The organism is Peribacillus sp. NPDC060253 (assembly GCF_042727425.1).
In the GTDB taxonomy this organism is placed as follows: Bacteria; Bacillota; Bacilli; order Bacillales; family DSM-1321; genus Peribacillus.
Map to the genome: position 1 here is coordinate 1 of NZ_JBHXAS010000111.1, position 15,281 is coordinate 15,281.

12 protein-coding genes and 1 riboswitch are annotated in these 15,281 nt (G+C 39.4%); of the genes, 3 read left to right on the forward strand and 9 right to left on the reverse strand.

The features are described from left to right. Positions 1-149: 149 nt before the first annotated feature. The 9 genes from ACFWE9_RS21375 to ACFWE9_RS21415 form a co-directional block, all read right to left on the reverse strand. Positions 150-734: a hypothetical protein gene (locus tag ACFWE9_RS21375; protein WP_377358669.1), complete on the reverse strand. Its 585-nt coding sequence runs from the start codon at positions 732-734 to the stop codon at positions 150-152. Positions 735-785: 51 nt separating this feature from the next. Next, positions 786-2,738: a primary-amine oxidase gene (locus ACFWE9_RS21380; RefSeq protein WP_377358671.1), complete on the reverse strand. Its 1,953-nt coding sequence runs from the start codon at positions 2,736-2,738 to the stop codon at positions 786-788. 86 nt (positions 2,739-2,824) lie between these two features. Next, complete coding sequence (locus ACFWE9_RS21385) at positions 2,825-3,775, reverse strand: DMT family transporter (RefSeq protein ID WP_377358673.1); 951 nt, start codon at positions 3,773-3,775, stop codon at positions 2,825-2,827. An 81-nt stretch (positions 3,776-3,856) separates the two neighbouring features. Then, positions 3,857-5,329 carry an aldehyde dehydrogenase family protein gene (locus tag ACFWE9_RS21390; protein WP_230157253.1) on the reverse strand — a complete coding sequence of 491 codons (1,473 nt, stop codon included), beginning with the start codon at positions 5,327-5,329 and terminating at the stop codon, positions 3,857-3,859. A 202-nt stretch (positions 5,330-5,531) separates the two neighbouring features. Beyond that, the gene (locus ACFWE9_RS21395) at positions 5,532-6,365 is read right to left on the reverse strand and encodes a helix-turn-helix domain-containing protein (RefSeq protein ID WP_377358675.1); all 834 of its coding nucleotides are present in this window, start codon (positions 6,363-6,365) and stop codon (positions 5,532-5,534) included. Positions 6,366-6,722: 357 nt separating this feature from the next. Then, positions 6,723-8,549 (reverse strand): APC family permease, encoded by a 1,827-nt coding sequence (locus ACFWE9_RS21400; protein ID WP_230157256.1) that lies wholly within the window; start codon positions 8,547-8,549, stop codon positions 6,723-6,725. Positions 8,550-8,687: 138 nt separating this feature from the next. Continuing rightward, a riboswitch (cyclic di-AMP (ydaO/yuaA leader) is annotated at positions 8,688-8,831 on the reverse strand. 317 nt (positions 8,832-9,148) lie between these two features. Next, the gene (locus ACFWE9_RS21405; protein WP_377358676.1) at positions 9,149-9,604 is read right to left on the reverse strand and encodes a GtrA family protein; all 456 of its coding nucleotides are present in this window, start codon (positions 9,602-9,604) and stop codon (positions 9,149-9,151) included. Next, positions 9,564-10,586, reverse strand: a complete 1,023-nt coding sequence (locus ACFWE9_RS21410) for a glycosyltransferase family 2 protein (protein WP_230157261.1) — start codon at positions 10,584-10,586, stop codon at positions 9,564-9,566. The genes ACFWE9_RS21405 and ACFWE9_RS21410 overlap by 41 nt, the downstream gene beginning before the upstream one ends. A 14-nt stretch (positions 10,587-10,600) precedes the next feature. Next, the gene (locus tag ACFWE9_RS21415) at positions 10,601-12,271 is read right to left on the reverse strand and encodes a DUF6044 family protein (protein ID WP_377358679.1); all 1,671 of its coding nucleotides are present in this window, start codon (positions 12,269-12,271) and stop codon (positions 10,601-10,603) included. A 498-nt stretch (positions 12,272-12,769) separates the two neighbouring features. Here ACFWE9_RS21415 and ACFWE9_RS21420 point away from each other — a divergent pair, with 498 nt between their 5' ends. The 3 genes from ACFWE9_RS21420 (at position 12,770) to ACFWE9_RS21430 (ending at position 14,846) form a co-directional block, all read left to right on the forward strand. Next, the gene (locus ACFWE9_RS21420; RefSeq protein ID WP_377358681.1) at positions 12,770-12,913 is read left to right on the forward strand and encodes a bacitracin ABC transporter ATP-binding protein; all 144 of its coding nucleotides are present in this window, start codon (positions 12,770-12,772) and stop codon (positions 12,911-12,913) included. Between the two features lie 263 nt (positions 12,914-13,176). Continuing rightward, a complete protein-coding gene (locus ACFWE9_RS21425) occupies positions 13,177-14,562 on the forward strand; it encodes a cytochrome P450 (protein ID WP_377358683.1) in 1,386 nt (461 codons plus the stop codon). A gap of 110 nt (positions 14,563-14,672) precedes the next feature. Next, the gene (locus tag ACFWE9_RS21430; protein ID WP_377358685.1) at positions 14,673-14,846 is read left to right on the forward strand and encodes a hypothetical protein; all 174 of its coding nucleotides are present in this window, start codon (positions 14,673-14,675) and stop codon (positions 14,844-14,846) included. The last annotated feature ends 435 nt before the right edge of the window (positions 14,847-15,281 follow it).

Consider the following 15,281-nt stretch of genomic DNA (forward strand, 5'->3'; position numbering starts at 1 on the left):
TAAAATTAAAAGGCATGAGCCCGGTAGATTACCGGATTCATGCCCTCAAGGCTGCCTAATTAAATAAAGTGTCTAACTTTTTGGGTTCACTTCACCTCGCAGCCCTTTTTGATGAGTGAAAATATTATTTCTCCATGTCTCCATAGCAGCTATCCACCATGTTGATGATGCTGCATGTCCATTTCCGGATCATTCCCGACCTTGAAAAAATCACTTTCCCAAGCAGCCGTCGTTCCGATAATGATGATGGAGAACAAGAGAGTCAGGAAGAAAGGAGCAAGTTCCCTCAGTCTTTTTGTTGGATGTGTTTCTTTTACATCATGCCTCTTTATATTAAATGTCACAAATAATATACTGGCAAGATAAATCAGATCCATCGAAACGAGCATGAAAGTTTGTGAATCAATAGGCAGCATGACCCCAAGCATAGCGCCCATCATCGCCCCCATCAGAGTTGTTGATAGAGATTCCATTACCGCAGTTAAACCGAATGGCCTTCCAATGATGAAGGCTGTTATGGCACATATTGCGATGGCTACAACAGTTAAAACCGCCAGCATGCCGGGTAACAAAAATGCCAGGATTAAACTCAAGGTTAAACTTGTCGTCATGCTTAACATCATGACCATGCATTTACCCAGGCTCGTGCCAATATTACCTTTATTCCGATTGGCTTTTTTGGAAAAATAAAACGTATATGCCCCGACTATGATAAAACTGGTAAGCAGCAGCATTTGATTCGCTCCCCTTCTAGTAAGAGCTATTTTTGTGAGACGGCCGATTCTTCAATGACAGGAAGTGTTATTATCCATATGGCAAGCCGAATTCTTTGGTTTTGATGGAGGCACGTCAAGAGCCGGATTCAAATCGAAAAAGCCTACTGGTTTCAAAATGAAGCTAATATATGCAGTCGGCATGACCGGCCAATCCTCAGGCCGGGTTATATGATGGTGACCCATGTTATACCAGACCACAACGTCATCATTTTCAATGGAGCGATCGGCTTTAACCCACTCTTCCAGACCTTCTCCCCCTGCATGTTGGTTTGGATACCGCCCTGATGCAAACTTTTCTTCCGGATCGAATGGCGTCACCCAAAAATGATGCTTTAAGAATCCAGCCCGTTTTAAAAGGGGCGAATCATCATCGGCGAACGGGAAACAATTTTCACCTGCGAACAATTTATAACCAACAGGTTCTCCCAATCTATTCGTTTTTGATGGATTGACAATCTTCCAGAAGCGCGCAGTTCGCAAATCCAGATCTCGAACTGCCTCCGTTTCATGTTTTAGCAGAGTCGAAACCGGGTAGAAACCATTGCCATATGGGTTGTCCGGCCCCTTCTCCATCTTTTTTGTATTGACCTCATAGACTGAATTATTGCTTCCGTCAACCATCATATCCAGCCTCATATTGAAGAAATGCTGATGATGTGCTGCAAATAATTGAGGAGCAACCAAATTGCCGTGTGGATGCTTTTGGCCTGGTTCGATGGCTTGTGTATGCAATATGCCTGTCAACTTCACTTCAAACTGTATCGTCCCGTCTTGAAAGAAATACCAATAAAATCCATATTCGTAATTTCCGACTGTCGAGATGCTTGATAAGACCAGTCTTCTTGAACGGCGGACTTCAACATGACCGGTCCTCCAATCCGTATGTTTCCAACCAATTCCAAAGTCTTCCTCATGTAAGCAAATGGCGTTTTTGATATGAATGACATCCCCTTTACTGTCCACCAGGTTCGCATCAAAGTACTTGATCTCACCTAGACAGTCGCATCCAAGTTCAAGTGAATTAGCCAACATGCCGATTCCGTATTCCCCTGCATCGAAAGCATTGTTCCTGTTCACCGGATCTGTTGGGTCACCATAAGGCACCACCATTTCGGATAAAGATGCTCTATAGAGGATTGGCCGATGCACTCCGTCATCATTGTAACTGACCGTATGAAGAACAAGACCTTCACGAGAGTTGAAACCAAAGCGAATCTTCCATTTTTGCCAATCGATCACATGGCCTTTTGTCGTGAAACTTGGACCTTCCGGTTGGATGATTTCTAAAGGTTTTACATCCTGCCTCATTTTCCCGACTTGATCGGGTGTATAATTTCCATCAAGCGGTGGAAACGGTATGACACCTTTATCCACAATCTTGATGACTTCCATCTTATTTAAATCTACTAGGACATATAATCCTGAAATGGGGCGTGAATACCCATTATCATATAATGATGTACGGTAATAGCATAAAGCCCTTACGATTCGAACGTTCTCTTCTTCTTCAATCCCAAAATTCCCCGCAGACCATGGATCTACCATAATATTGTCCATATTCGTAAGCCCCCTTTTAGCAAGGGCCTCTATCATCTCCGGGTGGCTTTTCACGACTTCTTGACACTCCATGAATTCATCTGCCATGATGGATGGCTGCACTCCCGGAATCAGTTTCCATGATTTTATGTTGCCTTCCGTTAAAGAAACGACAGCCTCATATGTCTTTCCCTCTTTATTATGGAGAACGATACAGAATGCTTCTCTCTTGATTTGTTCTTCATCCTGATAATTCAAAACAATGGATTTTGCCGGTTCCAGTAAGCTAATGTTAGCAAAACGGTATTGGTCATCCATTTCTTTATCACGTTTTAAAATCTTGACCGTCAACTCAAGTTCTTCTGCCGATAATGGATCAAGCGGATGATTTCCCCTCGCTACTTTCAAGTTTGATGTTCTTTCCATCGTACCCTCTCCTTTTAGGTAAAATATTCGTTCTATCTATTACGGTCATCTTTTCTTACAAACTGACTTCCAAATTCCAACGTTTTTTATTTTCCTATTGCATCCTTTTTTTCGAAAGTTGGCGTTAGCTCATTTCCTACCTTTTCTCTTTCTTTTGATTCAGCTATGAATATTGAAATAATTAATAGTAAAGTAGCAATGATATCTACCGTTCGTAATTCATCACCTAGGAATAACACGGCATATAGCGTCGCAGTAATCGGAATGATTGCCGTTGCCATCCCTATGGTGCTTGCTGGTACCTTTGGAATTCCTAAGTACGTAAATACATAAGCAAGCACCCAACCAAGCAATGAGTACGCAATGACAGCACTCCATAAACCGGGCGTCAGTTTTCCCCAATCAAAAGATATTGCCTCATAAGTAGCCATTGGCAAGGTAGTTAGCAGCCCCATTAAGCATAGTCCTGCTGCCATCGTCACCGGGGGCACTTCCACTGCGAATTTTTTTGCATATACAAAAAACAATCCTAATGAAACTACCGCCAATATCATGAAAGTAATCCCTAATGCACTGGATTCCCCCTCCGTATTCGCACCTGCAAGCTCCATTATCAGAACAGCGGAAACAGCTAGTATGATGGCTATGCTCTTACGGATGTTCAACCGCTCTCCCAATAATATGAAGGAAAGAACTAAAGTTACGGCAGGCACCATGCTATTGATGATTCCAGCAGCTATTACACTAGAGTACTTCAAACCATATAGGAGGAATACCGTATATAATGTAACGGTAAAAAGAGATTGCATGAATATTCCAAAGTACGTTTTATACCCTAACTCTTTCCACTTGATTTTCTCGTATATTTTCGCTGATGGCAGTAAGATGATACAAGCGATGGCAAGCGTTATGGTTGTAAACAGCCATACGGGAATGGTCGCCATTGCAACACTTCCGGCCGGGATTGAGAGACCTAAAACAACCATATTCAATATGATGAAGATATAGCCAATATTCAGTGAACCCACCCCAATCATACGGTTTATCAAGCGGAATGCTGGAAACGAAAACTTAGTTAACCTGCAAGCGAGAAAGCGATGACTAGACGCTCACTCCCTTTACACCCCATACCAGTTCAAGCCTTGCTCGTTCAAATCGATCCACACATTTTTTGTTTCCGTGTACATATCCATCGCTTGGATACCCAGTTCCCTCCCAAAACCGCTTTGTTTCCTTCCGCCAAAAGGAGCTGCGCTATCGAGCATGCTAAACGTGTTCACATAAACCGTTCCCGCTTTGAGTCCCCTTACCATACGATGCGCTCTTTTTAAATCATTGGTCCATACTCCTGAAGCCAACCCGTACAACGTGTCATTTGCCTTGCTCAATGCATCCTCCTCATCTTTAAACTTAATCACCGACAAAACCGGTCCAAATATCTCTTCACGGGCAATTGTCATATCATTTGTGACGTTCTCAAAAACAGTGGGCGTGAAGAAATAGCCATTTCCTGCCTCCCTGTTTCTTTCGCCGCCGATGACAAGATTAGCACCCTGCTCCAGACCAGCCGCTACGTATTGTTCAATTTTGTTTAATTGTTGTAAAGAAACTTGCGGACCCATTTGGGTCGTTTGTTCTAAAGGATTCCCTACACGGATCGATTGTGCTTTCTTCACGAATGAATCCATGAATCGATCATATATGCTTTCTTGCACAAAAAGTCTTGTACCGGAGGCGCAAACCTGACCTTGGGCGAAGAAGATGCCAAACATGGATCCATTCACTGCATTTTCAATGGAAGCATCATCAAAAACTATATTTGGTGATTTGCCCCCTAATTCAAGGCTTATCGGTTTTAAGTTCTTACTTGCTGCTTGCATGATGAGGCGGCCAGTTTGAGTTGAGCCCGTAAAAGCGATTTTATCGACGTCAGGATGGGAGGAGAGGGCCTCACCCGCTACCTTCCCATATCCCGTAATGACATTGATGACTCCATTTGGAATTCCGACTTCCTGAAAGATTTTAACCAATTCCAGAATGCTCACCGGAGTTTGTTCTGCTGGTTTGATTACGATCGTATTGCCTGCCGCTAAAGCAGGCGCAAGCTTCCACATCGTCAACATTAGAGGAAAGTTCCAAGGTACTATGGCTCCAACGACGCCGATGGGCTCCTTCAGGGTAAAATTGAACCGGTTATTAGGAGAAGCAAGGGTGCTTCCCTGGACTTTATTTGCTAATCCTGCATAAAATTCAAGTACATCTATCATGGCTGGCATTGCAATGAATTTCGTTTCGTTGATTGGCAGCCCGTTATCCTGTGATTCAACTTCGGCTAGCATATCGGCTTTTTCCCAAAGGGCCTGTGCCACTTTATTTAGCAATCTCCCTCTATCTCCCGGTGCCATTTCAGCCCACGGGCCTGATTCAAATGCCCTTCGTGCAGCTTTTACTGCCAAATCAACATCTTCCGGACCAGCCTCGGCAACTACAGCATTCACTTCATCCGTTGCAGGATTTAGTGATTCAAATGTTTTTCCGGATAAAGAATCAACCCATTTCCCATCAATGAACAATTGATACTTCTTCCCCATCATCATTCCCCTTTCGAGTGGAAATTTCTTTAACAACCAATTCTATTAAAACAATAAGGCTACACACTTTATTTTTATTGTAAAAAGCGGAACATTCTGAATATTGATAACACAATAAAAAACCAAACAAAATAGATCCTCGTCATCTTGAACGGGATCTTGTCACTAGAATCTATATATACCAGGAAACCTTATATTGAACTTAATTGGTTGGGTCAGACAATTTCTTTGAGACGGTATGCATGAATTTATTAGGGGTCAGGTAACCAAACTTTTTAAATTCATTAATTAAATGTGATTGATCATAATATCCATTCTCATTAATTACATCCCATACTGTAAAGAACTGTTTGTTCAATAACATATGCAGGGAGTTCTGGAACCTCACTATTTGACTAAATAATTTTGGCGGCATTCCTACATGAGCGTCGAATTGCTTTCGCAAGTATCTTGTAGAATATCCTGTCTCAACGGCCAACTGATTCATATTTACATTTCCTTTAGTAGAATATATTTTATTCAAGGAATAATCTATAATTGCCGGCAAATCATTACATGCAAATATATTATTCCCTATTTCTTCTTTGAAAAGCTTTATTCTTCCACGAAAATCCTGTTCATTTATTAACCTTTCCATAATGGTAGGTTCAATTGTGATCATATCGGCTAATGGAATTTGGCAATCAATCACTTCCTTCATGGAATATTTAAAAAGCTGGGTTTCTTGTTTAGGTAAAAACCTCACACCGAAATATTCACAATTAGCCTGAAAGTTTATCCTTTTGTACTTTAGGACAGTCCCGCATACATTTGCGGAGGGTCTAACGGGATCGCAATAAAATAATATATCGATGCACCCATCTGGAATAACAGACATTGGATCTATTAAATCTTGATTAATTTTAAATTGATAGAATAATGTAGTTGAATGGTCCGAATTTCTTTGTTTATATTCTATATAGTAATCCGTAAGTGTCTCGAATTCCGGTTGAAATGGAAAATAATCAAAGTTGTTGTAACTCTGAATGATGCTCAACGATCATCACGCTCCTATTATATTACATGATCAGACCAGCCCTCTGAGGGATAAAACTGGAATTCTTAATGCGGAAAACGCACCTATTTTCTTTTTGCGGATTTACCTCATGTAATTGACTGCACGTGTCAACGGTTGAATGGTCATCTATATACTTCACATTTCAGGAACTTTATCATTATTTCAATGCCTGGCATTTCCAGCATAGGCGTGTTGTTTTTATTGTTTTCGACAAGCATTTCCAAAACCCTTTTAAGTGATAAAATTTATTACATATACTGCCTTGAACTGCGGTAAACATGAAAAGAAGCAAACCGTGTGAAGGTTTGCTTCTTTTCATTTAGAACATAATGGAGATTACTTTTTCAAATGATATGGTACTGTCGTAATAACTACATTCCTTCTGTAAAGCAAGTAGGCACGGATCAGTAAACTAGATTGATTATGAAGAATATTGTGCCAGCCTTTCTTCGGAATGAATTGCGGAATGATGACAGTAACTTTATAGTTAGATTCCCTTGCTTTATGTTCAACTGTATCAACAAATTTCGTTAATGGCTGAATGATACTCCTGTAATAAGAGTTCAGTGTGACGAGTCTAACATCTGGTTGCCACTTCTTCCACTTTTCTTCGAATTTTTTTTCATCCTCTCTTTCGAACGCAACATAAACGGCAATAACCTGATGTGCTGAAAGGGATTTAGCATAATTTAAGGAGTTTTCAACCACATGAGTTATACCCGCCACAGGTACAATAATGATATTCCCTTCTATTGGTAAGATAGGCTCACAAGTTGTAATCCTAAGTTGGTCACCAACTGCTTCATAATGCTTTCTAATACGATGAAAAATAATAATGATGATTGGCAAGAAAATCAATACAGGCCACACCTGATTGAATTTAGTTAAAAAGAATATCATCGTGACGATAAAACTAATAAAGGCACCGATTGAATTAATGGTTAATTTCGTCATCCAACCTTTCGGCTTTTCGCGTATCCATTTAAGAATCATACCGGTCTGAGACAACGTAAATGGAATGAATACTCCCACCGCATAAAGTGGAATAAGATTTTCTGTATGTCCTCCAAATGCGATTATCAAGATGATTGACGCAAGCCCCAAAATGATAATTCCATTGGAATATCCCAATCGGTCTCCTCTAATCGTGAACGCCCTTGGTATGAATTTATCCTTTGCAAGATTTACCGCAAGCAAAGGGAAAGCAGAATAGCCAGTGTTGGCAGCAAGGATTAATATCAATGCAGTCGTACCTTGAATAAAGAAATACATGAAATTCCGTCCAAAGATCTCTTCAGCAATCTGCGAGACGACCGTTACCTCTGCGCTAGGAACAATGCTTAAATAATAGGCTAAGAATACAATTCCTGAAAATAATACAGCTAGTAAGGAACCCATCGCTATTAAGGTTTTAGCCGCATTATTAGGAGCCGGATTTTTAAAGTTCGGAATCGCATTGGAGATGGCTTCAACACCTGTCAATGCCGAGCTGCCTGATGCAAAAGCTCTTAGCAGTATAAATAAACTGATGCCCGCTACTGGTGTTCCGATCGACGCATGCAATTCAGGATTAACTTCGCCCGTCGAGATTTTGTATAATCCTACACCAATCAGAATGAATAACGCTAAAACGAATAGGTACACCGGATAGGCCAAAACAGAGGCCGACTCGGTTACTCCTCTTAGGTTTAGGATGGTAAGCAGAATGACAAAAATGATAGCGATGATCACATTATGGGAATGCAGGCTAGGAAAAGCAGATGTGATGGCATCAGTGCCGGCAGAAACACTTACCGCCACAGTCAATATATAATCGACCAACAAAGATCCACCAGCTATCAACCCTGGGTTGACACCTAGATTGTTTTTTGAAACGACATAGGCTCCTCCACCATGGGGATAAGCAAAAATAATTTGCCTATAAGACAAAATCAAAGCAGTTAACAGGATCAATACTCCAATGGCAATCGGGATGGAATACCAGAATGCTGTTACACCGATTGTGATCAGCACGATCAATATTTGTTCCGGACCATATGCCACCGAAGACAAAGCATCGGAAGATAGTATCGCCAAAGCTTTTGTTTTATTCAGTTTTTGATCACCAAGTGCATTTGATTTTAAGGGCCTGCCTATCAAAAACCTCTTTAAAGAAGATAACATTAAGAACTCACCGCCATATTTAATAAATTATAAGTTTATGTTGCCCAGCCATGTGAAAAAAAAAAAGAAAATAAAAATGCCTGCAATCCATAATTAAATAGACCTGCAGACATCATTTTTTTGTCTCACAAGCTCCACCTTCCTTCTCATAAACGCTTACGAGGTTAGCTGTCGGATTCGGACCTTTGAGTAGCCCTACCTTATAAAGGATTCACCCCTTGAATTGTAAAACAATCCCAATAACGGTTCCCCCGTGCCAAAAGACTTCAGCGATTTAGAAATATGAAACTGTTGTTTATCATACTCCCGTGAATTGGAAAAGTAAATGAAAATTTTGCACATAAATACAATAATTTATTGATAGTGAGGTCATGTTGATAACGCATACTTCATATGTGACCCAAACACATGATTTGAAGGAAGGAAAATGATGAATACCTGGCTAAAAAAGAAAGTGAAATATTATTTTGTTGAATTTTCAGAAAGTGTGATTGAAGAGATTATTGAACATTCTGGTTGTCCTAAAAAGAAAAAATGACCAGCCTCGCAGAAATCGTCAAGAACACCTCTCCATTCAATCTAACTCACCTTTCGATCTGCTAATTCCTGCCTTCTTGAATTGGTTTCAAAATACTTTTTTTGAAAACAAAGTATTTCTGTCCCATATAGTTAAGTACTGTATAAAAGACTGTTCCAATCAGTACAGCCACATTTTGTTGTATGGACAAACGAACAGACCCTTCCATAGATTCTGCGATGGCTTGACCTAAAGAATACGCGACTGAATAACTAATCAGGATGACGCAAATGAAACGGGCAGCCCCTCTACGCCACTCTATATCGCTTCTAAAGGTAAAATTCCTGTTTAACAGAAAACTTGTTACAGCTCCCATACCATTGCCGAAAAAGGTCGAGATCCAATAAGATAAACCAAGAAAATTCATAAAAAAAAGCATGATGGAAAGTCCAACCGCTGTATTGACTATTCCAACCAGTAAAAAGCGGATAAAGGAATTAGTGCGTTCCAGAAAGTTTTTCCAAACTGTTTCGTTCATTGTCTAGTTGCTCCCGTTTTTTTAAATCAAGCGGATTAAATAGATCCAAATCCACAATATATTTAGGCCGACGTTTGGATTCATTATAGATTTTACCGATATATTCCCCAATCAAGCCGACAGCAATCAACTGTAGTCCACCAATCAACCATATAGAGGTAATTAATGAGGTCCAGCCAGTTTCTGTTTGCCCATAAAACTTTAACCATAAAAAGTATGATCCAAAAAGTAAGCTTACGAAAAAGGAAAGACATCCAAGCCATAATACAAGCCGGATCGGTGTAACTGAAAAGGAAGTAATCCCATCCAGTGCAAATGCAACCATCTTCTTCAATGGATACTTCGTTTCACCAGCCAATCTTTCTTTTCGATCATAATAAACAGAGGCCGTCTTAAACCCAATGAGTGGAACGATTCCTCGTAAAAAAAGATTCGTTTCTTCAAATCGTTCCAACTCTACAATTGCCCTTTTGCTCATTAGTCGGAAATCAGCATGGTTATAGACAAGGTTAACCCCCATCTTGTTCATCATTTTATAAAACGCTTTCGCTGAAGTACGTTTAAAAAATGAATCAAGCTCCCTTTTCTGGCGGACACCGTATACAATTTCACATCCTTCAGTGAATTTCCGAATGAATTCAGGGATGACCAGAATATCATCCTGCAAATCTGCATCGATGGAAATCACACAATCCGACGCTTCCTTTGCTGTAAACAATCCTGCCAGGAGTGCATTTTGATGACCTACATTCCGAGAAAGCTTTAGCCCGCGAACAAGCTCATTGTTTATCGTTTCCTTGTAAATGATTTTCCACGTTTGATCTTTGCTTCCATCGTCAACCAACAAAATCTTACTTTGAACGGAAACAACCTTCTCTTCGACTAAATTCCTCAACAATCTACAAAGCTGGGAAATCGTATCTGGCAAAACACATTCTTCGTTATAACAAGGTACAACAATCGTTAATATTGGTGAATTCACAATACCCCCCCTTTTCACATGACTTTATATAAATAAATTTTCCATAAGGTGTCTTTCTTTGTGAAGATCATATCTAGTACCAATTCGTTTTCCTTCGCGTTTTTAATAGGTAATGCAGAAAATATATACTTGCCTCCCAGCCCTCTAAACGCATCCACATTCAGCTCCAAATTTTCCAGCTCTCTTTTCGAGCCTTTTTTGAACATATAATGCTTCCCAAGCTCATCGGTAAATAGGTAACAGCGCCCTCCCCATTCATCAAAGTAGATTCTAATATTTTTATTCTTAGCCAATTCATTTTCAATTATTTGACGAAATTGATGTTTGTATCTAAGCGGATAGAAATTGTTATAGCTATCGAGCGTGTAAAATCCATTAAATTGAGCAATGGCAGGATGAAGACCAATGCTCGCAACTCGATAGTCTTCCTGTGGAAGGCTAATATGCTCTTTTATTTCCTGAAAAAGGCTCTCAGCATAGAACTCTTTAAAAGATGGCTTTTTATTGTGAGTGATTTCTTCATTGAAACCCATTAATATCATAATTTGAACAGCTATGAAGATAGAAAGGGTTTTCTTAGCATAATCGCTGTGTTCCCAGATGATTTTTAACGCGATAGCAAAACCTAAGTAAATGACCATCGGCCTTAAAAAGTGAAATCTTGCAAAATTAAAGGTATCCAAGGTGTGAAACCTTTCTGTTAAAGGAAGCCATCCTTTATAAAACCAAAATGCATACCATGCGGAGAGTATAAAATTCAAGCCAAACAAAAAAACAAATACCTTTTCCTGCCTCCACAGTTTTTTGGTCAAAATAATATAAAGAGCAAAGACTGTAAGCGGTAAGATAATGAGAGCATGCACAGTCATGACATGCGTATGTCCAAAAACAAAATTTTTGAACGTAAGCTCGATGACCCACTCGAGCGGAAGTCTTGCGTGAAAATACTCATCTCTGCTATTTGGCTCGGAATCAACAATGAATGAAGCGACCAAACGATACTCCACAAGACCAAAAATGAAGGTCATATATACGATTGAAAGAAGAAATCTTACATTCCACCCTTTTCTCCTGATCACATCCGTTATCCAAAGAAAGCCCATTGCAACAAGAAAAAAGAAAAAGCCAAGCACGATGCTTGAATAAAGCGGTAAAAGGGTAAGGACCAAATAATTCTTCCACGAATGGTCCTTGCTGCGAATATTCAAAAAAGCCCAAAGCGCCAGCGGCATCCCAAGAGTACTTAGCATTCCTGAAGGCCAAAATGGGGTAAGGGCAAAGGCTAAGGATGTGCCAACCCTAATCCACCCTAATTGGCGCCATGTAACCAAGTGTTTCCTCAATAGGATATACATACCAAAGAAAGCGATTAGTCTTGTTAATGCCTGGCTTATTGTATATGCAAGCATGGTCGGAAAAAGGGCATACAGCCACACGATAATGCTGAACTCACTGCCAAACGCATTTCGGGGCAACCCATTCATGATTTGTGGAATTTTGGCGTCTATTGCTCCGAATAACTCACCGCTTTCTGAAAGCACTTTATACCAGGCAAGATTGGAATCCAAATTATCATGTACACGAATATGTGCATTTTCTCCAAGGGTGAATAAGGGAGAAAGATATAAAATAATGACAAGAAGAGCAAAAAGAATTAGTTTTCGCTCTTGATTTTCAATTGGCAATATATACACCTCTTGATAGATTCAAGTATCATTACTATTTGCTTTAATGGTAAATCTATTCTTTTCAAGGGATTTATTTTCACCTGAAATGGAGCAACAAATGATCACAAAAAAATAGCCAACCATTCAATATATATCGAAGTGGTACAAACTAGGATTACAGATATTAATATCCCCTAATTACTAAAAAGTGATGGGATTATTTTCTTACCTTCATTCCACTTTTATTCACTTTCTATCCTCTAAGAAAGATTTCCACTTAAGCCCCATCTCCTATGAATTCCAAGTCATAACGGACCCAATGAGGAATGAATTCCCCCTATCGTTTATATAACATCCCTTCCAAAGAACACTTACAAGGCTAGCCATTGGATTTTGCCCTACCTGAATATTTGCACACAAAAGGAATAATATATTGTAAGTGAGGTTATGTTGATAACGTATACGTCCTATAGTGACCCAAACATATGGTATCCAGAAAGGATTGCAGATAATCACATGCCCAAAAATGCGAATAATCCGATAATATCCGATGAATTTTTAGATCAAGTGGCTAAAGAAATCAATCAACAATTTGGTGGTCCTATTAATGAAAAAAACGATCGTTTCCAACATGGGGACGATGAAGAACGAAGATGTTGAATGCGTCCCTTGTCTTCAACTGGACGTTCCCTCTTCTCAGAAAACTGATTCAACCGCTTAGCCAATTGTCATAATCTCAAAAAAAACTCTGGTGTTTTTAACCAGGGTCTTTTTTTTGGCTAGTTGCAAATTTACTTCGCTTATTTATCCGGTTTCCTTCCATAAGAAATAATTCATCTTTCTTTAACGACTTGTCCAAACCAATTTAGCTTATCCTCATAGAATAATTACATGTAATACTTTTACAGAAAGGGGGGGCAATATTGAACGATACGGATGATGACTTACGCGATATTCCAAAAGTTCCAAAGGGAAGGCTTATTTCTGGACATACAAAGGAGTTTCAAACAGATCCACTTGGCTTTCTTTCCCGATTAGCAAAGGAATATGGGGAGATAGCTAAATTTCGATTTGGACCACTTCAAGATGTTTACCTTGTTTCAAATCCTGATTTAATAAAACAAATACTCGTAACAAAACAAAATTGCTTCGTTAAATCAAAGGACTTCAATGCATTAAAACCACTTCTCGGTGAAGGTCTACTTACAAGTGAAAAAGATTTTCACATGCGTCAGAGAAGGCTTATTCAACCATCTTTCAAAAAGTCTCATATTAGCCATTACGCCCAGGATATGATTGATACTACAATGGATTATATTTCAACTTGGGAACAAAATAATGAACGGATCATTACGAAGGATATGATGAACATCACTCTCGGGATCATCAGCAAGACCATGTTCAGCATGGAATTCAAGGATGGCTATGAACTTGTTGGGAAATCGATGGAAACTGCTTTAAGAATCGCAGTCAAAAGGATGAGAACGATTTTCCGTATGCCATTATGGGTGCCAACTAAAATCAACCGAGAATATAAAAATGCGATACAAAAACTTGATAAAATCATTTACAGCATCATTGAAAAACGTAAGAGTGAGACAGTAAAACATGAAGACATGCTTGGAATTCTGATGGATGCACGTGATGATGAAGATGGATTGGGGATGACAAACCAACAGGTACGTGATGAGTTAATGACTATTTTTCTAGCAGGACATGAAACGACAGCAAATGCACTTTCTTGGGCACTGTACTCCCTTTCGCAGCATCCTGACATTCAGACCAAGCTTTTCAATGAAGTAGATAGCATAATTGGTTCTCGGACACCCAAGCCTGACGATTTCATGAAATTAACATACACTCAGCAAATCATTCATGAGGCGCTCCGTATGTATCCGCCACTTTATATCCTGTCACGGGGCGTGGCGGAGGATGTCACAATAGGAGGATATTCCTTTAAAAAAGGCGATATGATTGTATTAAGCTCATTTGTGATGCAGCACAAGCCAGAGTATTTTCATCAACCAGATTCTTTTATTCCTGAGCGATTTGAAAACAACCATATGAAAACCCTGCCTGCGTTCGCTTACTTTCCATTTGGTGGAGGACCGCGGGTTTGTATTGGCAATCATTTTGCCATGATGGAAGCGGTGCTTGTCCTAGCTTGCATTGCTCAACGATATAGGATAAGGCTTGCAGATGACCATCATGAAGTTACACCCTATACGTCCCTTTCACTCAGGCCTAAGGGCGGATTGCGCATGGTAGTAGAAAAAAGAGAGGGAAAAGACTTCCAATCCGGCTTCTAATATGTAAATGAATCCAATTTATATCCTACGAACAAAACATCCATTCCAGTATGCATGATTTTGACTCCTTTAAAGGGACTGGCCTATTTTTTTGAAAGGAGGGATGAAAAATGTATATGCTCCATTCACAAAGTATGGGTACCATCCACACTGAATTGCACTATTTAGGAATGGCCTCGCAGGTATATTCCGGTTATTTAGAATATTTAATGAATATTGAACCGGTACAAGAAACCGATAACCTACAGTCGCTTCCTCTCCCCTTTTTATTTGAAAACAGGTAGTCTCATTAGCTTTGCCCATATTCTAGAAAAACCGAGCCATCAAGGTCGGTTTTTTGTTATTCAGGGTACCCAAATGATGGCTCGGTTAGTCACAAAATAATAAACAAAAACGTCTATAAAGGCGGATCCGCCCCAAAATCCTTATTCACCTATTAGACTTCCCTTCTTGAAGTAAAGTTTCATGACCGTTTATCCATATGATACAAAAGAAAAAAATTAACACTTGAATAATATTTTCCTGTAAAATCAACTTGGATTCTGATCCAATAAATAAATTTACTTAGAAACCATGATATTTTAATAAGAATAAACAACTGAATTTTTTTAAAATTACACAATCTTTCTTTTTTCCGCTTCTCTACCTAAATTGACATTTTGCCTAATCATGATATATTAATATAGCACTTTAGTACGCAAAAGCGTTCACTTACAGAA